We start from the raw sequence: 21,447 nt of genomic DNA, 5'->3' as shown, positions 1-21,447 counted from the left end.
AACAGATCATATGTCTGACCTGAAACCATTCATCGCCAAGGTCGCCAACGGACAGCCGCTGGACAAGGAGGAGGCGCGCGGCGCCTTCGAGATCATCATGTCCGGCGCCGCCACCCCTTCGCAGATCGGCGGATTCCTGATGGCCCTGCGCGTCCGCGGCGAAACGGTGGACGAGATCTACGGCGCCGTCGGTTCCATGCGCGCCCGCATGCTTCCGGTATCCGTGCCGGCCGACGCGGTCGACATCGTCGGCACCGGCGGCGACGGCGCCGGAACCTACAACATCTCGACGCTCGCCGCAGTCATCGTCGCCGGCGCCGGCGTGCCCGTGGCCAAGCATGGCAACCGCGCGCTGAGTTCCAAGTCAGGCACCGCGGACGCCCTCTCCTGCCTCGGCGTCAAGCTCGACATCGGCCCGGAAGCGATTTCGCGCTGCGTGACGGAGGCGGGCCTCGGCTTCATGTTCGCCCAGCTCCATCATCCCGCGATGAAGCACGTCGGCCCCTCGCGCGTCGAACTCGGCACGCGCACCATCTTCAACCTCCTCGGCCCGCTGTCGAACCCTGGCAGCGTCAAGCGGCAGCTCGTCGGCGTCTATGCCGAGCAATGGCTGGTGCCGGTCGCGGAAGTGTTGCGCGACCTTGGCTCCGAGCACGTCTGGGTCGTCTACGGCTCCGGCCTCGACGAGATCACCACGACCGGCTCGACCCGGGTCGCGGCGCTGGAGAACGGCAAGATCCGTACCTTCGAGCTGACGCCCGCTGACTTCGGCCTGCCGCAGGTGACGCTCGACGCGATCCGCGGCGGCGACGGCGCGCACAATGCCGAGGCCTTGCAGTCGGTCCTCGGCGGCGCGGAAAACGCCTATCGCGACATCGCGCTCGCCAATGCCGCCGCCGCCCTGATCGTCGCCGGCAAGGCCGGCTCGCTCGGCCAGGGCATGGAAATCGCGCGCGCGTCGCTCGAGAGCGGCGGCGCCAGCACGGCACTCGGCAAGCTCGTGGCGGTTTCCAACGCCGCCGATCAGGGGTAGGCTCGCGCCATGACCGACATCCTCAAGAAGATCGAAGCCTACAAGCGCGAGGAAATCGAAGCCGCCAAGGCCGCCCTTCCGCTTGCCGAATTGCGGGCCATCGGCCGCGACCAGGAACCGCCGCGCGGCTTTTTCGCGAGCCTCCTGAACAGGAAGGCGCAGGGCGCTTTCGGGCTGATCGCCGAGATCAAGAAGGCCAGCCCCTCCAAGGGCCTGATCCGTCCGGATTTCGATCCGCCGGCACTCGCGAAAGCCTACGAGGCCGGAGGGGCGGCGTGCCTCTCCGTCCTGACGGACCGGCCGAGCTTCCAGGGTGCGCCGGAGTTCCTGACGAAGGCCCGCGCCGCCTGCAGCCTGCCGGCGCTGCGCAAGGATTTCATGTTCGACACCTACCAGGTCCAGGAAGCCCGGGCCTGGGGCGCGGACTGCATCCTGCTCATCATGGCCTCGCTGTCGGACGACGACGCAAGGCGCCTGCAGGATCATGCGTTTTCGCTCGGCATGGACGTCCTCGTCGAGGTGCATGACGAGGCGGAGATGGAGCGGGCGCTGACGCTGAAATCGAAGCTCGTCGGCATCAACAACCGCAACCTCAGGACCTTCGAGGTCGATCTCGCCGTTTCCGAGCGCCTTGCGCGCATGGTGCCGGACGACCGCCTGCTGGTCGGCGAGAGCGGGATATTCACCCATGCCGACTGCGAGCGCCTGAAGGCTTCCGGCATCTCCACCTTCCTCGTCGGCGAAAGCCTGATGCGGCAGGACGACGTGGCGGCGGCCACGCGGACGCTGCTCACCGGCAAGCCCTCCGTCCTGGCTGCGGAATGATGGCGGGCGGGCGCGACGGACTGACCCATATCGACGCCTCCGGCGAGGCGAACATGGTCGATGTCGGCGACAAGGCCGAAACGGTGCGGATCGCCGTTGCCGAAGGCTCGGTGCGGATGCGCCCGGAGACGCTGGAGCTGATCCGCGAAGGCAACGCCCGCAAGGGCGACGTGATCGGCACCGCACGGCTGGCCGGCATCATGGCCGCCAAGCAGACCGCCAGCCTCATTCCGCTCTGCCACCCGCTGATGCTGACCAAGGTCTCCGTCGACATTACCGAGGATGCGGACCTTCCCGGCCTGCGCGTCGAGGCGATGGCGAAGCTGAGCGGGCGGACGGGCGTCGAGATGGAGGCGCTGACGGCCGTCAGCGTCGCCTGCCTCACGATCTACGACATGGCCAAGGCCGCGGACAAGGAGATGGAGATCGGCGGCATCCGCCTTCTCGCCAAGTCCGGCGGCCGCTCTGGAAACTATCGCCGCGGGGAGCAGGATTGAACATGTCGCTTTTGCCGGTAGAGGATGCGCTTGAACGCCTGTTGAAGGCAGCCCGTCCACCGGCAAGAAGCGAGAGCGTGCCGCTTCACGAGGCCTGCGACCGCGTGCTGGCCGGCGATGTCGCCGCCCGCCTCACCCAGCCCCCATTCGACAATTCGGCGATGGACGGCTATGCCCTGCGCCACCAGGACATCGCCGAACCCGGCGCCACCTTGCGCGTCGTCGGCCGGTCCGCTGCCGGCCATGCCTTTTCCGGAACCGTCGGCCCCGGCGAGACCGTGCGGATCTTCACCGGCGCCCCGCTGCCGGCCGGCGCCGACACGGTGCTGCTGCAGGAGGACGCGGAGACGATCGGCGACGACCGCATCCGCAATACCTTCCTGCCACCGCGCGGCCGTCATATCCGCCCGCGCGGACAGGATTTCACCGAGGGTGAGGTCGTGCTGCGCGAGGGCCAGATGCTCGACGCGGGGCGGCTGACAGTCGCAGCGGCGATGAACCATGCTGTCCTCAACGTCTACGCCCGCCCCAAGGTGGCGCTGCTTGCGACCGGCGACGAACTCGTCCCGCCGGGTTCGGCCCTCGGACCCAGCCAGATCGTTGCCTCCAACAGCTATGGCGTGGCAGCGCTCGCCCGCGAGGCCGGCGCCGAGGTGATCGATCTCGGCATTGCCGCCGACGACCCCAATGCGATCATGGACGCCGTCGACTGGGCGAAGGCCTGCGGCGCCGACGTGCTGGTGACACTCGGCGGCGCCTCGGTCGGGGATCACGACCTGGTGCAACCGGTGCTGGTCTCCGCCGGCATGGAACTGGATTTCTGGCGCATCGCCATGCGGCCGGGCAAGCCGCTGATGGTCGGCCGCCTCGGCGGCATGCAGATCCTCGGCCTTCCCGGCAACCCGGCCTCCAGTATGGTCTGCGCGCTCCTGTTCCTCGAGCCGCTCGTGCGCAGGCTGTCGCGCCTGCCGGCCGTCGACCGGCGGACCTTCGCGCTGGCCGGAAGCGCGCTTGCGGCCAATGACCACCGGCAGGACTATCTTCGCGCGACGGTGAGCGTCCGCGACGACGGCACGCTGGTGGCGACGCCCTACGACAAGCAGGATTCCTCGATGATGAAGGTGTTCGCGGCCGCCGACTGCCTTCTCGTCCGCCCGCCGCATGCGGAACCGGCCGAAGCCGGGGATCCTTGTGAGATCCTCCTGCTCCGGCCGTCGCCCACTAACCGTCAGTTCCCTTGAGCGCCATTCCCGGCGCCGCGAATCGCTGCCCTGAGCCCGGCCCTGTCCGCGCCGATATCAGCACGGCCCGTTGAAGACCTGATGATGCCTGCATGTGCCCGCGCCGGCGGCCAATTCGCCGCGCTGTCGCCACGAGCGGATGGCGCGCGCCTTTCGGCCGCCGGTCCGCATCGTGTGTCGCGCATGTGATTTCGTCACCCTCGAGACATCAACGTTTCAGAACGAAAATCCAATGTCCGCGCTGCAGAAAACATTCCGGAAAGGTGCCGGCGGCCCGGCCTGCAAACCGGGGACAACGCGCCTCCATGGGCCTTCCCGGCCCTGCCTGCCATGAGACGGGCATATTCTGCCGCTATCGCCTCCCTCGCGTTCGGTCCCCCGACACCCTGCGCTGGGTCGGGACCGACCGGCGGCGCTTGGGCCGCGAAATCAAGCGGGAGAGCTCTCAGCATGGCAACCACGACGAACCGCGCAAGGCCGCCGAGGACAGCTCTGCACTGTTTGCGTTCCATCTCTCCGGACGTCATGAGTTGTTGAGGCTTTGCCTGTACACGCATAACGGAAAATGCCGGCCGATGACGCTTTCTCCACGATACCGAACAAGGACATCCGAATGACAGGCATCAACAAGAGCACCAAGACCGTCTCGGCGACCGGAAACGACGTCATCGACGCCGTGCTCGGCGACACGGCCTGGAGCGGTACCGTCACCTATGCGTTCCCGACGAGCCAATCGGCCTATGGCTATTCGCAGTACGAACCGAGCCAGGGTTTCGGCGCCGTCTCGGCCAAGGTGAAGGAAGCCGCGCTCTTTGCCATGGAACAGTCCTACGGTTCCAAGGCCAATGACGGCTTTTCGGTGGAGGGGTTCACCGGTCTCAATCTTTCCGCGGGTTCGCAGACGAGCGCAAACCTTCGCTTCGCCAAATCGACCTACGACAACCCCACGGCCAAGGCCTATTTCCCGGGGACTTACGACGAAGCCGGCGATCTCTGGTTCGGGAACGGCAGCAACCTCAGCAGCCCGCAGGCCGGCAACTACGGCTGGCACACGCTGATGCACGAACTCGGCCACGCGCTCGGCCTGGAACATGCCCACACGGACGAAGGCTTCGGCAAGATTCCCGCGTCCTACGACAGCGTCGAATATACGGTGATGACCTACCACAGCTACCGGGGCAGCACCTCGCAGGCGTATACCTATGAGGCGTTCGGCGCCCCGCAGACCTTCATGATGGCTGACATCGCGGCGCTCCAGCGCATGTACGGCGCCGACTTCACGACGAATTCCGGAAACACCACCTACAAATGGAACCCGGACGGCGGCAGGACCTACGTCAACGGCGAGGTCGCCATCGCCCCCGGCGCCAACCGGATCTTCGCCACGATCTGGGACGGCGGCGGCAAGGACACCTATGACCTCTCCGCCTATTCCGAAGGCGTCGACATCGATCTCGCTCCCGGCTCCAGCTCCGAATTCAGCGACCGGCAGCTCGCCCATCTTGGCGACAATCACTACGCCGGCGGCAACATCTACAACGCCATGCTCTATAACGGCGACACGCGCTCCCTCATCGAGAACGCCAAGGGCGGCGCGGGCGCAGACACCATCAGGGGCAACCAGGCCGCCAACACGCTGACGGGCAACAGCGGCAACGACAGGCTCTACGGCCTGACCGGCAAGGACACGCTCTACGGCAACAGCGGCAAGGATACGCTCGACGGCGGCAGCGGCAACGACACGCTGATCGGCGGGGCCGCCGGCGACCGACTGATCGGCGGCAGCGGTACCGATACCGCCTCCTATTCCACGGCCCGCGCCGGCGTGACGGCAAGCCTCTCCAAGCCCTCGATCAACACCAACGACGCCGCCGGCGACAGCTATTCCTCGATCGAGCAGCTGCTGGGCTCCGCCTATGCCGACAAGCTGACCGGCAACAGCGCCGCCAATCGCCTGAGCGGCGGCAAGGGCAACGACACGCTCAACGGCGGGGCCGGGAACGACACGCTGATCGGCGGCGCCGGCGCCGACCGGCTGATCGGCGGCAGCGGCAGCGACACTGCAAGCTACCAGAACGCGTCGTCCGGCGTGACCGTCAACCTCGGCTCACGCTCGGCCAACACCGGCGACGCCAGGGGCGACAGCTACTCGTCGATCGAGCGTCTGGTCGGAAGCAGCCATTCCGACAACCTGACGGGCAACAGCGCCGCCAACCGCATCTTCGGCGGCAGCGGCAAGGATGTGCTCAAGGGTGGCGACGGCAACGACGTCCTCGACGGCGGCAAGGGCCACGACAAGCTCTTCGGCGGCAAGGGCAACGACGACTTCGTCTTCGGCAAGGGCTACGGAACCGACACGGTGCAGAGTTTCACCGATGGCGTCGACCAGATCGACCTGCGCAGCTACCATTTCTCCTCCGTCTCGTCGGTACTCGCCAAGGCGACCCAGGTCGATGACGACGTCCGCTTCAAGTTCGCGGCGACGGATATCCTGGTCCTGAAGGAATTCGATCTCGCCCATCTCGGCGCGAGCGACTTCATCCTGGCCTGATGGCGGAAACGCGCAGGGGTGGCACCATCGCTGCCTTGCGGACCCGAAAACACGAAAGGGGCGATGCGCGCGGCATCGCCCCTTTTTCATGCCCCTATGATCGAGCCGGCCTCAGTCGACGAAGGCGCGCTCGATGACGAATTCCCCGGGCTTGCTGTTGGCGCCCTCGGTCAGCCCGGCCTGTTCGAGCAGAAGCTTGGTTTCCTTCAGCATGGCTGCCGAACCGCAGATCATCGCGCGATCGACCGCCGGGTCGAAGGGGGCGACGCCGAGATCGGCGAACATCTTGCCGTTGCTGATCAGGTCCGTGATGCGGCCCTGGTAGGGGAAGGGCTCGCGGGTGACGGTCGCATAATGGCGCAGCTTGCCGCCGACGACCTCCGACAGAAGCTCGTCCTTGGCGATCTCCTCGACCAGGTCGAAGCCGTATTTCAGTTCCGATATCTCGCGGCAGGTATGGGTGAGGATCACCTCGTCGAACTTCTCATAGGTCTCCGGGTCGCGGATCAGGCTTGCGAACGGTGCAATCCCGGTGCCGGTGGAGAACATGTAGAGGCGCTTGCCGGGGGTCAACGCGTCGAGCACCAGCGTGCCCGTCGGCTTCTTGCGCATCAGCACCTGGTCGCCCTGCTTGATCTGCTGCAGATGCGAGGTCAGCGGGCCGTCCGGAACCTTGATGGAGAAGAACTCCAGCTCCTCGCCCCAGGCCGGGCTCGCGATCGAATAGGCGCGGTAGACCGGCTTGCCGTCGACCATCAGCCCGATCATGGCGAATTCGCCCGAGCGGAACCGGAAGCCGTCCGGACGCGTCATGCGGAAACGGAAAAGGCGGTCGGTATAGTGTTGCACGCTCGTCACCGTCTCGGCATAGACGCCGGCGGGAACGGTGGCTGCAAGGTCTTCGGTCTTTGCGGGCGCGTTCATTCGTGGTCGGTTCCTGCGGTCTCTACTGAATGTCGCATAGGCAGATATTATACTGCGGTTGCCGACGAAAGGCATCGCGTTCCAAAGGAAGCGGCCATGCGCAATTTGCATTCCATCGGTCGTCGTCCGGTCACGGACCTCATATAATGTGCGGCGCAGCAAGAAGAAAGGCCCGCCTCGGCCAAAAGCCGGAAAACGGGCCCTTTCGCGACAATATGCGTCAGCCGACGCGACGCCAGCTGTAGGACTTCGCCTCCGCTGCCGGCCGTGCGGTCGGCTGGTAGTGGTTGTCGATCCCCGGCAGGCGGTTTTCCGACAGCCGCTTCAGGGCCGTCGCGTTTGTCACCGCGAAGCTGTCGATGCCGCAGCGGAGCATCAGCGGGATATGGTCGATCAGCACGTCGCCCACCGCCCTCACCTCGTCCGCATAACCGAGCCGCGAGCGCAGCAGCGAAGCATGGCTGAACGCCCGGCCGTCGCTGAAGGCGGGGAACGCGACGGCCACGAGCGCGATGCGATCCAGGTGCCCGGCCAGCCGCCGCACGTCGTCCGCCGGATTGACGAGGACACCGAAGCCCCCGTCTTCACCCTCTGCGACCCGGGCGAGAAAATCATCGATGCCGATGATCGCCTTCTCGTTCGATCCCGCCTTGGCCTCCTCGCTCTCGACGACCCACGGATCGTCGTTGACGAAGCCGGTTTCCTTCCAGATTCTCGTCATGGTTCGCCCTTCCCTCAAGCCGCCTTCGCCGTATCGCCGTAGAGCGCATCCTTGAACGGCTGCGGCCCCACGCGGCGATAGGCGGCGAGGAAGTTCTCCGACGGATCGAGCCGCAGGCCGAGATAGGTCTCGACGATCACCTCGATCGCATCGGTGACCTTTTCCGGCTCAAAGCCGCGCCCGATGATCTCGCCGATCGACGTGTTCTCGTCACCGGAGCCGCCAAGCGTGATCTGGTACAGTTCCTCGCCCTTCTTCTCCACGCCGAGCAGGCCGATATGGCCGACATGGTGGTGTCCGCAGGCATTGATGCAGCCGGAGATCTTGATCTTCAACTCGCCGATCTCGGCCTGCCGCTCGGGCGAGGCAAAACGGTTGGAGATCTCCTGCGCCACGGGAATGGAGCGGGCGTTCGCGAGCGCGCAATAGTCGAGCCCCGGACAGGCGATGATGTCGGTGATCAGGCCGGCATTGGCGGTCGCAAGCCCGACGGCGACCAGCGCCCGGTAGACCGGCTCGAGGTCGGCCAGCGCCACATGCGGCAGGATCAGGTTCTGCTCGTGGCTGACGCGGATCTCGTCGAAGGCATAGTCCTCGGCGATATCGGCAACGGCCTCCATCTGCGCATCGGTCGCGTCGCCCGGAATGCCGCCGATCGGCTTCAGCGAGATCGTCACCATGCCGTAGTCGGGATGCTTGTGCGGCTGGACGTTCTGCTGCACCCAGCGGGCGAAATCGGGATCCGCCTTCTTCCACTGCGCGAGATTCGCCCATCCTTCGGCGCGCGGCTCCAGCGCCGGCGGGGCGAAATAGGCGCCGATCGCCTGGATGTCGGCGTCGGGCAGCTTCAGTTCGGTGTTCTTCAGATCGGCGAATTCGACCTCGACCTGGCGCGCCAGTTCCTCGGCGCCGGTCTCGTGCACGAGGATCTTGATGCGGGCCTTGTACTTGTTGTCGCGACGGCCGTGCAGGTTGTACACGCGCATGACCGCGGTCGTGTAGGAGAGCAGGTCCTCCTCCGGCAGGAAATCGCGGATCTTCTTGGCGATCATCGGCGTCCGCCCCTGCCCGCCGCCGACATAGACGGCAAAGCCGATCTCGCCCTTGTCGTTCTTCTTCAGGTGCAGGCCGATATCGTGCACCTGGATCGCCGCGCGGTCGCGCTCGGCGCCGGTAACGGCGATCTTGAACTTGCGCGGCAGGTAGGAGAATTCGGGATGCACCGAGGACCACTGGCGCAGGATTTCCGCATAGGGCCGCGGGTCGGCGACCTCGTCGGCGGCCGCACCGGCGAAATGGTCGGCGGTGACGTTGCGGATGCAGTTGCCCGAGGTCTGGATCGCGTGCATTTCGACAGAGGCGAGATCGGCCAGCGCATCGGGGATATCCGACAGAGCCGGCCAGTTGAACTGGATGTTCTGGCGTGTGGTGAAATGCCCGTAGCCGCGGTCGTACTTGCGCGCGATATGGGCGAGCATGCGCATCTGCCGGCTGTTCAGCGTGCCGTAGGGAATGGCGACGCGCAGCATGTAGGCGTGCAGTTGCAGGTAGACGCCGTTCATCAGCCGCAGCGGCTTGAACGCATCCTCCGCCAGTTCGCCGGACAGGCGGCGGACGACCTGGTCGCGGAACTGAGCGACGCGGTCATTGACGAAGGCGTGGTCGAATTCATCGTAGCGATACATGTCTTGTCCTTCAGGCCACGGCTGCGCGGGTCGCGTTCAGGCCGGCAAATCCGGCGGCATAGGGGATCGTCGGGCCGCCGGCCCGGATGCGTTCGCGCATGCGAAGCGGGCGCAGCACGCCGTCGACCTCTTCGACGTCCACGACGTTGACGTCAACCACCTTGTTATCGGCAAACGCCTGCTTGCCGGTCGCCTCGAGTGCTTCGACGGCTTCCTTGTGGCGCGCCACGAAGGCTTCCTGCAACGATGTGTTCCAGTTGCCTGCGGCATCGAGCCAGACGGATATGCCGTCCGACAGCCGGTTCGCGGTCAGGACCTTGTCTGTCATGTCATGCTCCCAGATATGCGGCGTCCGCGGTCGCGCGGCTGCGGACGAGCGGAACGGAATGTTCGAAATTGGCGCCAGCGACCGCATCGCCGATGATGACCATCACCGGACCGGTCAGCTCGTCGCGATGCTCCAGGTCCGGCAGGTCCTTCAGCGTCCCGTGCAGGAGCCGCCTGTCGGCGCGGCTGGCATTCTCGATGACGGCGACGGTCGTCTCCGCCGGCAGGCCAGCCTGCATCAGCCGCCCTGCGACGGAGGCGGCAACCGTTCGGCCCATGTAGACCGCGATCGTCGCGCCCGAAACGGCAAGCCGCGCCCAGTCGGGAAGGACGGCTCCGGTCAGGTCGTGGCCGGTGGTGAAGACCAGAGACGACGCGACGCCGCGCAGAGTCAGCGGCAGCTCGAAGTCCGCAGCGGCAGCGAAGGCCGACGTGATGCCGGGCACGATCTCGTAGGTGATCCCCGCCTCGCGCAGCGCCGACATCTCCTCGGCGGCCCGGCCGTAGACCAGCGGATCGCCCGACTTCAGCCGCACGACGCGCTTGCCGGCGCGGCCGAGCTCGACCAGGAGATCGTTGATCTCCTCCTGCGACTTGGAATGACAGCCCTTGCGCTTGCCGACGGATATCCGTTCGGCATCGCGGCGCCCCATGTCGACGATCGCCTGCGGCACCAGCGCATCGAACACGATCGCATCGGCCTCCATCATCACCCGCTGCGCCCGCAGCGTCAGAAGGTCCTCAGCGCCCGGACCGGCGCCGACGAGCCAGACATGGCCCTCCACCTTGCGGGCGCGGGAAAGAAGCTCGCTCGCCTTCCGACGCGCCAGCTCCTCGTCGCCGGCGCCGATGGCGTCCGCCACCTGCCCCTGGAAGAACCGACGCCAGAAGAGGCGGCGCGTCACCCCGCGCGGCACCATGGCCTCGACCGCCTCGCGATAGGAGGCCGCCAGCGTTGCGAGCCTGCCGAGCGAGGGCGAAAGGATCTGGTCGACCTGGCCGCGGATCATCTGGGCCAGTACCGGCCCCGCCCCCTCGGTCCCGATCGCGACCGCGACCGGCGCACGGTTGACGAGCGCGGGCGTGAAGAAATCGCACTGGTCGGGCTGGTCCACGGCATTGACGGGTTTCCGCAGTTCACGTGCGAGAGTCGCGATCTTGCGGTCGGCGGCAGCGTCACCCGTCGCGGCGAAGACGAGGACTGCATCGGCGAGCATGTCGGCCGAAACCGTCGCGGCAATCACCTCGATCGCCTCGGCCTTTAGATAGCGGGCAAATTCGGCCACCGGATCGGCAGCGACGACGGCGATTTCCGCATCGGTGTTGCGCAGCAGCCGGACCTTGGCATAGGCCTCGTCCCCACCGCCCACGACCACCACCCTCTTGCCGCTGACGCGGAAAAAGGCGGGGAATACCGAAAGCTTGTTGCTGGCCTGCTGCATCTCATGGTCCGGTTCGAGTGAGGCGCAATATCGCCAATACGGGACAAAATTTAAAGGAACAGAAATTCGCGGCCCATCGGGGCGGCGTATTCTTTTGCTCGCCTCCCGGGCATTTCGAGCAAATCTCTCCGTTGGGCTCTTGCCCCTTGCGTCCATGCGCGCCACCCCGCTAAAGGTTGGCGCGGATCATCACCAGCGAGGAAAGCGCCATGGATCAAGCGGCCCTGGCAGGACGCCTGCTCGACGTCATCGAGACGGATATTCTCCCTCTGACAAGAAAGGGCGTCGCCGCCGGAAACAAGATCTTCGGCGCGGCGATCCTGCGCAAATCCGATCTCTCGCTCGTTATCGCCGAAACCAACAACGAGACGGAGAACCCGCTCTGGCACGGCGAGGTCCACGCGCTGAAGCGGTTCCACGAGCAGGCGGACAAGCCCGATCCGAAGGACCTGATCTTCCTGTCCACGCACGAGCCCTGCTCCATGTGCCTCTCCGCCATCACCTGGGCGGGCTTCGACAATTTCTACTATTTCTTCACCCATGAGGATTCCCGCGACGCCTTCGCGATCCCGCACGACCTGAAGATCCTGAAGGAAGTCTTCCGGCTCGAGCCGGGCGGCTATGCGAAGACGAACGCGTTCTGGCGATCGGCCGCGATCGGAGACCTGATCGCGACGGCCGCGGAGCCTGAAAAGGCGGAACTGAAGGTGCAGGACGCCCGCATCCGCCGCGCCTATGACGCACTGTCGCAGACCTACCAGTCCGGCAAGGACGACAACACGATCCCGCTCAACTGAGCGACAGACGGAGAAATGCGCATGCAGCCGTCCCGCGATATCAAGGGCCTTCTCGACATCATGGCCGCGTTGCGCCAGCCCGAGACCGGCTGCCCCTGGGACGTGGTGCAGACCTTCGACACCATCAAGCCCTACACGATCGAGGAGGCCTACGAGGTGGCCGACGCGATCGAGCGCGCCGACATGCACGACCTTTGCGACGAGCTCGGAGACCTCCTGCTGCAGGTCGTCTTCCATGCCCGGATCGCGGAGGAAGCCGGCGCGTTTTCCTTCGACGACGTGGTCGAGGCGATCACGAGGAAGATGATCCGCCGCCACCCGCACGTGTTCGACCGGTCCGACGCCGACACGCCCGAACGGGTCAAGGCGCAATGGGATGCGATCAAGAAAGCCGAAAAGCGCGAGCGCAGCGAACGGCGCGCCGGACGCGGGCTGCCGCCCGAGAGCGACGAGGGCTATCTCGGCTCGGTCCAGCGCTCCTTCCCCGCTTTGGTGGAAGCCCTGAAATTGCAGGAACGCGCCGCCAAGGTCGGCTTCGACTGGTCGGAGCCGGAGCCCATCCTCGACAAGATCGAGGAGGAGATCGGCGAACTGCGCGAGGCGCTACGCGCCGGCGACCGCGCCAGGGTGGCCGACGAACTCGGCGACCTGATCTTCGCCGTCGTCAATATCGGCCGGCACACCGATACGGATGCGGAGATGGCGCTGCGCGGCACGAACGCGAAGTTCCGCCGCCGCTTCGCCCATATCGAGACGGAGCTTCACGCCGCCGGCGAAACGCTGGAACAGGCGACGCTGGAACGGATGGAAAACCTCTGGCAGGCTGCAAAGGCGATCGAGCGGCAGCTCGGATAAAGCGGAACGGGCAAGATTCGAGGCGCGTCTTGCGCGCCTATCGTTCCCAGTCCTCGAGCGGGCGCCTGGCGCCATGGCCAAGGCGCCGGTCCAGCTCGGAGGCTTCCGTCTCGGTCAGCCGCACGGAGACGCGCACGCTGCCGTCTTCCTGGTCCTCGCGCTCGTCGACGATCGAATGATCGTAGAGCCAGGGCAGCAGTTGCAGCTTGTCGATCGGCAGCACCACGTCGCGATCGACGAGGACGCCTGACAGCCGCCGGTTGATCTCGTTCATCAGCGCATCGACGCCCTCGCCGGTCAGGGCGGATACCGCGATCGTGTTCGGCGTGGCCACGGCCTTCTGTACCAGCGCTTCGCGTGCCTCCACCGGCAGGTCGTCGATCTTGTTCCAGACCTCCAGGATCCGTTCCGCCCCGTCCTTCTCGTCAATGCCGAGGTCGGCCAGGATGCGCAGCACGTCGGAGGCCTGGGCACCATTGTCGGGGTCGGACATGTCGCGCACGTGCAGGATCAGATCGGCCTCCAGCACCTCCTCCAGCGTCGCGCGGAAGGCAGCGACGAGGTGGGTCGGCAGATCGGAGATGAAACCGACGGTATCGGACAGGATCACGGTGCGGCCCTGCGGCAGCTTCATGCGCCTGAGCGTCGGGTCGAGCGTGGCAAACAGCATGTCCTCGGCCAGCACGCCCGCCCCGGTGATCCGGTTGAACAGCGTCGACTTGCCGGCATTGGTATAGCCGACCAGCGCCACGATCGGGTGCGGCACCTTCTTGCGCTTGGCGCGGTGCAGCTGGCGGGTGCGGCGCACCTGCTCCAGCTCGCGCTCCAGCCGCACGATCCGCTCCTGCAGCAGCCGGCGGTCGGCCTCGATCTGGGTTTCACCCGGGCCGCCCATGAAGCCGGCACCGCCGCGCTGGCGTTCCAGGTGGGTCCAGCTGCGGACCAGCCGGCCCTTCTGGTAGTTGAGATGGGCAAGCTCGACCTGCAGCGTGCCTTCCTTGGTGGAGGCCCGGCGGCCGAAGATTTCCAGGATGAGCCCGGTCCGGTCGATGACCTTGGCGTTCCATTCCTTCTCGAGATTGCGCTGCTGCACCGGCGTCAGCGGATGATCGACGATCACCAGCCCCGCGTCGTTGGCGTCCAGCGCCGTCTTGATCTCCTCGATCTTGCCGGTGCCGAGCAGCGTGCCGGGCTTGGGCTGGCTCACCGGCACCACCGCCGAGAAGACGACGTCCAGATCGATGGCGCGGGCGAGCCCGATCGCCTCGGCCAGCCGCGCCTCGTCCGAGCGCACGGTGACGCCGTTGGCATCCGCCCTGCCCTTCTTGATGACCGGGGCGATGACGACGGCACGCGAATCGTCGCGGCGCTTTTCGAGCTCCGGGACGATCGAATCCTGGGATGTATCGCGTTTGCTAATCGGCCTTCACCTTGTCAGGAGGCGCTTTCTTCACTCTCGAACATCTGCAGCGGCTGACCGGGCATGATGGTGGAGATGGCGTGCTTGTAGACGAGCTGCGAGTGGCCGTCGCGCCGCAGGAGCACACAGAAATTGTCAAAGGACGTCACGACGCCCGTCAGCTTCACGCCGTTGATCAGGAAGATTGTGAGGGAAATCTTTTGCTTGCGAACGGTATTAAGGAAAAGGTCTTGCAGATTCTGAGAACGTTCCGCCATCGCGCCGCTTCTTTCTTGATTGCCGGTCCTGCCGACCGGTTGACTGAAACACTGGTGCCCCGAGACAGGCGACGCACATCTCGCCCATCCATCGGTTTAGGTATCAAATCGCAGACTTCTCCGCAATGTCGAAAAATCATCATACCACTTCCCTGCCGCAACGCCGGGAACGGACGAATGACAGACGCTAGAAATACTGGATGCTGACGCGGAAGAGCTGCTGGACGTGGCGGATCGCGTCGCCCGTCGCAAGCAGCACCACCCGGTCCTTGGCCTTGATGCGCAGCTCGCCGCCGGGCGCCAGTACGGTTCCGTCGCGATAGATCGCCCCGATGCGGATGCCCTCCGGCAGCTCGAGATCGCGCAGCGCCGTGCCGACCAGCGGCGATGTTTCCAGCGCCTCGGCCTCGATCACCTCGGCCGACCCCTTCTGCACCGCATAGACCGAGCGGATGCGCCCCTTGCGCACGTGCTGGAGGATGCCGGAGATCGTGACGGCGCGCGGATTGATGTGGGCGTCGATGTCCATGCTGTCGATCAGGTCGTGGAAGGCCGGATCGTTGAGGAGCACCAGGCTCTGCCTGCAGCCGAGGCTCTTGGCCATGACGCTGCCGAGAATGTTGATCTGGTCGTTGTTCGTGAGCGCCACGAACAGGTCGGCATTCTCCATGTCGGCCTGCTGCTGGATCTTCTGGTCCAGCGCCGAGCCGTGCAGCACCACCGTGTTGCGCAGCTGGTCGGCGATATGGACCGCCCGCTCGCGGTTGTTCTCGATGATCTTGATGCGCGTCCGCGGCTGGAATTGCTCGATCGTCTTGGCAACGAACAGGCCGATATTGCCCCCGCCGGCGATGACGATGCGCCTTGCCTCCTGTTCCTCGTGGCCGAACAGCGACAGGGTGCGCCTGACATGCGCGGCGTCGCAGACGACATAGGCGAGGTCGCCGGTCTGGAGCTCGTCGGCGGATCTTGCCACGAACAGCTTGCCCTCGCGGTAGACCGCGGTGACCGTCGCCTTCAGGTCGGGAAAGAGCTCCGTCAACTGCTGCAGCGGCGTATTGACGACCGGGCAGTCCTCCATGCACTCGATCGCGAGCATGACGATCTTGTCGTCGGCGAAGCGTACAACGTCGGTGGCGCCGGGATAGGAGATCCGGCGCAGCGCCATCTTGCCGACCTCGATCTCCGGCGAGATCGCCACGTCGATCGGCATGTCGTCGCGCGAAAAGAGATCGGAATATTCCGGCGCCAGATAGCTCTGCGCGCGGATACGCGCGATCTTCGTCGGCACCTTGAACAGCGAGTGGGCGACCTGGCAGGCCACCATGTTGATCTCGTCGTGCAGGGTGACGGCGATGATCATCTCCGCCTCCTCCGCGCCGGCGCGCGCCAGCACTTCCGGATGGGCGCCGTGGCCGACCACGCCGCTGACGTCGAGGGTCTCGGTGATCGCCGCAATCAGCGCGGGAGAGATATCGATGACCGAGACGTCATTGTCTTCCTGTGACAGCCGTTCGGCGATGCCGTAGCCGACCCGGCCCGCGCCGCAGATGATGACCTTCATGTGCCGTACCCCGAAGCCCGCATGCCTTTGTCAGACACCCAGCGATTTCAGCTTGCGATGGAGCGCCGATCGCTCCATGCCGACAAACTCGGCCGTGCGCGAGATATTACCGCCGAACCGGTTGATCTGGGCGATCAGGTAATCGCGCTCGAACATTTCGCGCGCCTCGCGCAGCGGCAGGGTCATGATGTGCTGATCGCCCTGGCTGGAGACCTTCGGCAGCATGTCGCCGACATCGGTCGGCAGCATGTCCGCGGTGATCGCGCTGTCCGGACCGTCGCTGCGGGCAAGGATCATCAGGCGTTCGATGTTGTTGCGCAGCTGCCGGATGTTGCCGGGCCAGTCGTGGGCCTGCAGCACCGCCAGCGCATCGTCGCCGATCTTCCGCGCCCGGATCCCGGCCTGCTCGCTGACCTGCCGCATGAACATGTCGACCAGGAAGGGAATGTCCTCGCGCCGCTCGGCCAGCGGCGGCACGCGCACGGGCACGACGGCAAGGCGGTGATAGAGGTCTTCGCGGAACGCGCCCTCGGCGATCAGGCTCTCGAGATTGTAGGCCGTCGACGAAATGATGCGGACGTCGACCTTCACCCGCTTGGAGCCGCCGACGCGCTCGAACTGCTGGTCGACCAGCACCCGCAGGATCTTGTTCTGGGTCTCGCGCGGCATCTCGCCGATCTCGTCCAGATAGAGGATGCCGCCGTGGGCCTCTTCCAGCGCGCCCGTCTTGCGCTGCTGCCCGCCGCCGCCGCCCTCGGTGCCGAACAGCGCGATCTCCATGCGCTCCGGCGTGATCGCCGCCGCGTTCAGCACCACGAACGGGCCGTTGGCGCGGCTCGACTTGCGATGGATCATCCGCGCCACGAGTTCCTTGCCCGAGCCGGACGGGCCGAGGATCATGATGCGGCTGTTGGTCGGGGACACCTTCTCGATCGTCTGGCGCAGTTGCGACACGGCGACCGATGTGCCGATCAGTTCGACGGCGTCGCCCGAGCGGCGCTTGAGCTCGGTCACCTCACGCCGCAGCTTGGAGTTCTCCAGCGCACGTTCGGCGATCAGGATCAGCCGGTCCGCCTTGAACGGCTTCTCGATGAAGTCGTAGGCGCCGCGGCGGATCGCCGACACCGCCGTCTCGATATTGCCGTGGCCGGAGATCATCACGACGGGAAGGTCGGGATAGCGGCTCTTGATCTCGTCGAGCAGTGCCAGCCCGTCCAGCCGGCTCCCCTGCATCCAGATATCCAGGAAGACGAGCCGCGGCACGCGGTCGCTGATCGCCTGCAGCGCGCTGTCGCTGTCATAGGCGGTCCGCGTCTCGTGTCCCTCGTCGGAGAGGATGCCGGAGACGATCTCGCGGATATCCTCCTCGTCGTCCACCACCAGAATGTCAGAGGCCATGGGTCAGTTCCTTGTCTTCTTCTTCCGCATCGACGGCCGGGGTGTCCTCGGCGGGCAGGATCACGCGGATCATCGCCCCGTGGCCGTTGTCGAAGTCCGGCGGCGCGTCGTGCAGTTCCAGCTGCCCGCCGTGGTCTTCGATAATCTTCTTGACGATCGCAAGCCCGAGCCCGGTGCCCTTCTCGCGCATGGTCATGTAAGGTTCCAGGATCCGGTGCCGGTTCTCGGTCGGCAGGCCCTTGCCGTTGTCGATCACATCGACGACGAAATGCCCGCTGGCACCGTCGCGTCCCGCGCGCACGAGGATCTTGCGCTCGTCGCGCTGGACGTCCGCCGGCAGGGCTTCGATCGCCTCCACCGCGTTCTTGATGATGTTGCCGAAGGCCTGCCCGAGCATGCGCGAATCGAAGTGGCCGACGAGCGGCTGCTGCTCGAAGTCCTTCATGAAGGCAACGTGCGTGTTGCCCATCTCGCGCAGGAACACCGCATCCTTCAGGATCGCGCGCAGGTCCGACCGGTCCTTGGTCGGCTTGGGCATGCGGGCAAAGGCGGAGAACTCGTCGACCATGCGACCGATATCCTCGACCTGGCGGACGATCGTGTCCGTGCACTGGTCGAACACCGAGCGGTCGTCCTGGTTGATCTGCTTGCCGTAGCGACGGCGGATGCGCTCGGCCGAGAGCTGGATCGGCGTCAGCGGATTCTTGATCTCGTGGGCGATGCGGCGGGCGACATCGGCCCAGGCCGTCGAGCGCTGCGCGATGACGAGGTCGGTGATGTCGTCGATGGTGATGACGTAGGATTCCTTGGCGTCCTTCGCCTCCTCGCGCGTCACCTGTACGTTCAGCGTCCGCTCGGTGCCGCCGCGCATGATGTTGATCTGCCGGCGATGCTCGTTGCGGAAGCGGTGCGTGGCTTCCTGCAGCACCTCGTTGACCTCGGGCGCGATATCGGCCAGTTGCGCACCGACGAGCGCCCCCGCCGCGCGTCCGAACAGGAGTTCGGCCGAGGAATTGGCGATCGTCAGCCGGCCGCCCTCCTCCACGCCGATCACGGCAGCCGTGACGCCGGAGAGCACCGCCTCGATGAAGTGCCCGCGCTGTTCCATCTCGTCCTTGGCGTCGAGGATCTGTCCCTGCTGCGCCCGGATCTCGGCGATCATCTTGTTGAAGGTGCGCGACAGATGGCCGACGTCGCCGTCGGCTGCCCTGACCGGCACGTGCACGTCGAGATTGCCGGAACCGACGGCATCCGCAGCGCCGATGAGCAGGCGGATCGGCCGCACGATGCGGTCGGCCACCGCGATCGCCGTCCAGATCGCCGCCAGGAGCACGATCAGCGCAAAGCCGAGATAGAGCACCCCGAACGCCACCTGCAACGACGTCCGGCCGGCCTCCAGCGCCCGGTATTCCGCGGTGTTGTCCTCCATCATCCGCATCGAGCGCATCACTTCGGGATCGACGGTGCGGATCGTGTAGAGGTAGACGTCGGGTATGTTGTCGAGCTTGATCACCGCGCCGACGAGATTGGTCGTCCCCGGCGGAATGAGCGTCGGCTGGCCGGCGGCGGCAGACGTCAGCGCCTCCTCGGGAACCGCCGGCAGAGGCTTCTCCGTCGGGATGTTGGCCTGCAGGACGAGCGACCCGTCGCCGCGCACCAGGAACGCCCCGAGCATGCCGCGGCCACGCGCTTGGCGGGTGATGAGGTCGTTGAAGCCGGTGCGGTCGAGGCTGTAGAGCTGCCGGTTGCGCTCCAGATCGTTCGACATCGACACGGTCTGGCCCTGCAGGTAGCTCGCATTCTCCAGCACATAGGCCTGCGCCACGTTCAGCGACGAGCTGACGATCGACTGCGTGCGGATCGAGAACCAGCGGTCGAGCCCGACGTCGAGCGTGATCGACGCGAAGATGGCGACCAGGATCGCCGGCGTGATCGCCACGATCGAAAACAGCGCGACGATCCGCACGTGCAGGCGCGCGGCGGCGCGGCCGCGCGAGCGGGCCTTGAGCAGACGGGTGATCTCGCGGGCGATCAGGATGATCAGGCCGATGACGAAGATCACGTTCACCGCCACCGAGGCGATGATCACGTTCGCCTCGGGCTTGATCGGCGTCAGTCCCAGCAGGATGAACAGCGACAGGGTCGCCGCGACGAGCGCGCCGCCAGCGAGCAGGAGGCCGGGAAGCGCGAACGAGGCCCTGCGGTCGCGGCCATTACCCGCGGCGTCGTCTCCCCCTCCGATGAGGGTCGCATTCTCGTTCATCCGAAGCACTCACTCCGACCGGCCGCAGGCGGGCCGACACACTCATTCAGGCAGAAGCACGGACCCGCGGGTGGAAACTGCGGGACGTCTGCGGAGGGAACGAGGAAGGATCGACGCCTATTCGCGCCCGCGCGCATCTGTTACCACCATGCAACACATTGTGGCGAAAATGCAACGCAGTTCCGGGTGAAATCAAGCCAGTCGCGAGCTGCGATAGACCGAGACGCCGAGCTCGCGGATCTTCTTGCGCAGGGTGTTCCGGTTCAGCCCGAGGAGGTCGGCCGCCTTGATCTGGTTTCCGCGGGTGGCGGTCAGGGCGGCGAGGATCAGCGGATACTCCATTTCGGCCAGAACCCGGTCGTAGAGGCCCGGCGGCGGCAGGCCGTCGCCGAAACTGGCGAAGTACTGGCGCATGTTTTCCTCCACCGCCTGCGAGATCGAAAGCGCGCCGCTGCGAGCGGCCGACTTCTCGATCGGGCTGTCGGGGATATCCGCGCGCAGCTCCGTCTCGATGATTTCGCGGGTGATGACATCCTGTGGATAAAGTGCGGTCAGCCGCCGCACGAGGTTCTCCAGCTCGCGCACGTTGCCCGGCCAGGGATGCGCCTTCATCAGGTCCAGCGCTTCTTGGTCGAATCGCTTCGCGTCCAGCCCCTCCTTCTCCGCCTGCTGGACGAAGTGGCGGACGAGGTCGGGAATGTCCTCGGCGCGGTCGCGCAGCGGCGGCAGCCGCAGCGGCACCACGTTCAGCCGGTAGTAGAGGTCTTCGCGGAAGAGGCCCTGGTTGATCGACTGCTTCAGGTCCTTGTTGGTGGCGGCAACGATGCGCACGTCGGTGCGGATCGGCGTGCGCCCGCCGACTGTCGTATACTCGCCCTGCTGCAGCACGCGCAGAAGCCGCGTCTGCGCATCCATCGGCATGTCGCCGATCTCGTCCAGAAACAGCGTACCGCCCTCCGCCTGCTCGAAACGCCCGGTCGAACGGCTCTGCGCGCCGGTGAAAGCCCCCTTCTCGTGGCCGAACAGTTCCGATTCGATCAGGTCGCGCGGGATCGCCGCCATGTTGATCGCCACGAAGGGTCCGTTGCGGCGCTTGCCGTAGTCGTGCAGCGCGCGCGCCACCAGTTCCTTGCCGGTGCCCGATTCGCCGGTGATCATCAGCGTCAGGTCGGTCTGCATCAACCGCGCCAGAACCCGGTAGATCTCCTGCATGGCGGCAGATCGGCCGACCAGTGGCATGCCGTCCTGGGTGTCGTCGTCGAGTCTCGCCGGTTTCTTCTTGGGCTCGGCCAGAGCGCGGCCGACGATCGCGATCAGTTCCGTCAGGTCGAACGGCTTTGGCAGATAGTCGTAGGCGCCGCGCTCGGATGCCTTGATCGCCGTCATGAAGGTGTTCTGCGCGCTCATCACCAGCACCGGCAGGTCCGGGCGCGCCTTCTTGATGCGCGGCAGGAGATCGAAGGCGTTCTCGTCCGGCATGACCACGTCCGTGACGACGATGTCGCCCTCGCCGGCGGCGATCCAGCGCCAGAGCGTTGCCGCATTGGAGGTGATGCGGACATCATAGCCTGCCCGGCTCAGCGCCTGATTGAGGACCGTTCTGATCGCCGCATCGTCGTCGGCAACAAGGACTGTGGCGCCTGTCAT

General features: G+C 65.9%; 18 protein-coding genes. 7 read left to right on the top strand and 11 right to left on the bottom strand.

What is annotated here, in order from left to right:
* Positions 1-10 precede the first annotated feature (10 nt).
* From trpD to LQK81_RS26340, 5 genes are all read left to right on the top strand, one after another.
* Entirely contained in the window at positions 11-1,033 is a 1,023-nt protein-coding gene (gene trpD, locus LQK81_RS09160) for an anthranilate phosphoribosyltransferase (RefSeq protein ID WP_230805532.1), read from the top strand.
* Positions 1,034-1,042: 9 nt separating this feature from the next.
* Positions 1,043-1,858, top strand: a complete 816-nt coding sequence (trpC, locus tag LQK81_RS09155) for an indole-3-glycerol phosphate synthase TrpC (RefSeq protein ID WP_230805529.1) — start codon at positions 1,043-1,045, stop codon at positions 1,856-1,858.
* A complete protein-coding gene (gene moaC, locus LQK81_RS09150; protein ID WP_442967096.1) occupies positions 1,855-2,355 on the top strand; it encodes a cyclic pyranopterin monophosphate synthase MoaC in 501 nt (166 codons plus the stop codon). The genes trpC and moaC overlap by 4 nt, the downstream gene beginning before the upstream one ends.
* A gap of 2 nt (positions 2,356-2,357) precedes the next feature.
* Positions 2,358-3,596 carry a molybdopterin molybdotransferase MoeA gene (locus LQK81_RS09145; RefSeq protein ID WP_230805526.1) on the top strand — a complete coding sequence of 413 codons (1,239 nt, stop codon included), beginning with the start codon at positions 2,358-2,360 and terminating at the stop codon, positions 3,594-3,596.
* A 613-nt stretch (positions 3,597-4,209) separates the two neighbouring features.
* Entirely contained in the window at positions 4,210-6,147 is a 1,938-nt protein-coding gene (locus tag LQK81_RS26340) for a M10 family metallopeptidase (RefSeq protein WP_330166541.1), read from the top strand.
* 111 nt (positions 6,148-6,258) lie between these two features.
* Here LQK81_RS26340 and LQK81_RS09120 read toward each other — a convergent pair whose 3' ends face one another.
* The 5 genes from LQK81_RS09120 to cysG form a co-directional block, all read right to left on the bottom strand.
* Positions 6,259-7,071, bottom strand: coding sequence for a ferredoxin--NADP reductase (locus LQK81_RS09120; RefSeq protein ID WP_230805524.1), 813 nt, complete (start codon positions 7,069-7,071; stop codon positions 6,259-6,261).
* A 220-nt stretch (positions 7,072-7,291) separates the two neighbouring features.
* Entirely contained in the window at positions 7,292-7,792 is a 501-nt protein-coding gene (locus LQK81_RS09115; protein ID WP_230805522.1) for a DUF934 domain-containing protein, read from the bottom strand.
* A gap of 14 nt (positions 7,793-7,806) precedes the next feature.
* Entirely contained in the window at positions 7,807-9,477 is a 1,671-nt protein-coding gene (locus LQK81_RS09110) for a nitrite/sulfite reductase (protein WP_230805520.1), read from the bottom strand.
* 10 nt (positions 9,478-9,487) lie between these two features.
* Positions 9,488-9,805, bottom strand: a complete 318-nt coding sequence (locus LQK81_RS09105; RefSeq protein WP_230805518.1) for a DUF2849 domain-containing protein — start codon at positions 9,803-9,805, stop codon at positions 9,488-9,490.
* A 1-nt stretch (position 9,806) separates the two neighbouring features.
* Positions 9,807-11,246: a siroheme synthase CysG gene (cysG, locus tag LQK81_RS09100; RefSeq protein WP_230805516.1), complete on the bottom strand. Its 1,440-nt coding sequence runs from the start codon at positions 11,244-11,246 to the stop codon at positions 9,807-9,809.
* 209 nt (positions 11,247-11,455) lie between these two features.
* Here cysG and LQK81_RS09095 point away from each other — a divergent pair, with 209 nt between their 5' ends.
* Positions 11,456-12,043 carry a deaminase gene (locus LQK81_RS09095; protein WP_230805514.1) on the top strand — a complete coding sequence of 196 codons (588 nt, stop codon included), beginning with the start codon at positions 11,456-11,458 and terminating at the stop codon, positions 12,041-12,043.
* 21 nt (positions 12,044-12,064) lie between these two features.
* Complete coding sequence (gene mazG, locus LQK81_RS09090; protein ID WP_230805512.1) at positions 12,065-12,898, top strand: nucleoside triphosphate pyrophosphohydrolase; 834 nt, start codon at positions 12,065-12,067, stop codon at positions 12,896-12,898.
* A 37-nt stretch (positions 12,899-12,935) separates the two neighbouring features.
* Here mazG and hflX read toward each other — a convergent pair whose 3' ends face one another.
* The 6 genes from hflX to ntrC form a co-directional block, all read right to left on the bottom strand.
* Positions 12,936-14,288, bottom strand: coding sequence for a GTPase HflX (hflX, locus tag LQK81_RS09085; RefSeq protein ID WP_230805648.1), 1,353 nt, complete (start codon positions 14,286-14,288; stop codon positions 12,936-12,938).
* A 44-nt stretch (positions 14,289-14,332) separates the two neighbouring features.
* Positions 14,333-14,575 carry an RNA chaperone Hfq gene (gene hfq, locus LQK81_RS09080; RefSeq protein WP_183799062.1) on the bottom strand — a complete coding sequence of 81 codons (243 nt, stop codon included), beginning with the start codon at positions 14,573-14,575 and terminating at the stop codon, positions 14,333-14,335.
* A gap of 187 nt (positions 14,576-14,762) precedes the next feature.
* Positions 14,763-16,139 (bottom strand): Trk system potassium transporter TrkA, encoded by a 1,377-nt coding sequence (gene trkA / locus LQK81_RS09075; protein ID WP_230805510.1) that lies wholly within the window; start codon positions 16,137-16,139, stop codon positions 14,763-14,765.
* A 30-nt stretch (positions 16,140-16,169) separates the two neighbouring features.
* Complete coding sequence (gene ntrX, locus LQK81_RS09070) at positions 16,170-17,537, bottom strand: nitrogen assimilation response regulator NtrX (protein WP_230805508.1); 1,368 nt, start codon at positions 17,535-17,537, stop codon at positions 16,170-16,172.
* Entirely contained in the window at positions 17,527-19,800 is a 2,274-nt protein-coding gene (locus LQK81_RS09065) for a sensor histidine kinase NtrY-like (protein WP_230805506.1), read from the bottom strand. Before LQK81_RS09065 ends, ntrX begins: the two co-directional genes overlap by 11 nt.
* Before the next feature lie 192 nt (positions 19,801-19,992).
* On the bottom strand, positions 19,993-21,447 hold the full coding sequence (gene ntrC / locus LQK81_RS09060) for a nitrogen regulation protein NR(I) (protein ID WP_230805504.1): 1,455 nt from the start codon (positions 21,445-21,447) through the stop codon (positions 19,993-19,995).

This window comes from Rhizobium sp. GN54 (assembly GCF_021026345.1).
Classification (GTDB): domain Bacteria; phylum Pseudomonadota; class Alphaproteobacteria; order Rhizobiales; family Rhizobiaceae; genus Mycoplana.
The sequence above is the reverse complement of the archived record's forward strand: the minus strand, read 5'-3'. Positions and strand labels throughout refer to the sequence as shown.

Excerpts from the sequence above, each read along its gene's own strand:
- trpD (WP_230805532.1), top strand. The coding sequence starts at position 11 with ATGTCTGACCTGAAACCATTCATCGCCAAGGTCGCCAACGGACAGCCG.
- trpC (WP_230805529.1), top strand. The coding sequence starts at position 1,043 with ATGACCGACATCCTCAAGAAGATCGAAGCCTACAAGCGCGAGGAAATC.
- moaC (WP_442967096.1), top strand. The coding sequence starts at position 1,855 with ATGATGGCGGGCGGGCGCGACGGACTGACCCATATCGACGCCTCCGGC.
- LQK81_RS09145 (WP_230805526.1), top strand. The coding sequence starts at position 2,358 with ATGTCGCTTTTGCCGGTAGAGGATGCGCTTGAACGCCTGTTGAAGGCA.
- LQK81_RS26340 (WP_330166541.1), top strand. The coding sequence starts at position 4,210 with ATGACAGGCATCAACAAGAGCACCAAGACCGTCTCGGCGACCGGAAAC.
- LQK81_RS09120 (WP_230805524.1), bottom strand. The coding sequence starts at position 7,071 with ATGAACGCGCCCGCAAAGACCGAAGACCTTGCAGCCACCGTTCCCGCC.
- LQK81_RS09115 (WP_230805522.1), bottom strand. The coding sequence starts at position 7,792 with ATGACGAGAATCTGGAAGGAAACCGGCTTCGTCAACGACGATCCGTGG.
- LQK81_RS09110 (WP_230805520.1), bottom strand. The coding sequence starts at position 9,477 with ATGTATCGCTACGATGAATTCGACCACGCCTTCGTCAATGACCGCGTC.
- LQK81_RS09105 (WP_230805518.1), bottom strand. The coding sequence starts at position 9,805 with ATGACAGACAAGGTCCTGACCGCGAACCGGCTGTCGGACGGCATATCC.
- cysG (WP_230805516.1), bottom strand. The coding sequence starts at position 11,246 with ATGCAGCAGGCCAGCAACAAGCTTTCGGTATTCCCCGCCTTTTTCCGC.
- LQK81_RS09095 (WP_230805514.1), top strand. The coding sequence starts at position 11,456 with ATGGATCAAGCGGCCCTGGCAGGACGCCTGCTCGACGTCATCGAGACG.
- mazG (WP_230805512.1), top strand. The coding sequence starts at position 12,065 with ATGCAGCCGTCCCGCGATATCAAGGGCCTTCTCGACATCATGGCCGCG.
- hfq (WP_183799062.1), bottom strand. The coding sequence starts at position 14,575 with ATGGCGGAACGTTCTCAGAATCTGCAAGACCTTTTCCTTAATACCGTT.
- trkA (WP_230805510.1), bottom strand. The coding sequence starts at position 16,139 with ATGAAGGTCATCATCTGCGGCGCGGGCCGGGTCGGCTACGGCATCGCC.
- ntrX (WP_230805508.1), bottom strand. The coding sequence starts at position 17,537 with ATGGCCTCTGACATTCTGGTGGTGGACGACGAGGAGGATATCCGCGAG.
- LQK81_RS09065 (WP_230805506.1), bottom strand. The coding sequence starts at position 19,800 with ATGAACGAGAATGCGACCCTCATCGGAGGGGGAGACGACGCCGCGGGT.
- ntrC (WP_230805504.1), bottom strand. The coding sequence starts at position 21,447 with ATGACAGGCGCCACAGTCCTTGTTGCCGACGACGATGCGGCGATCAGA.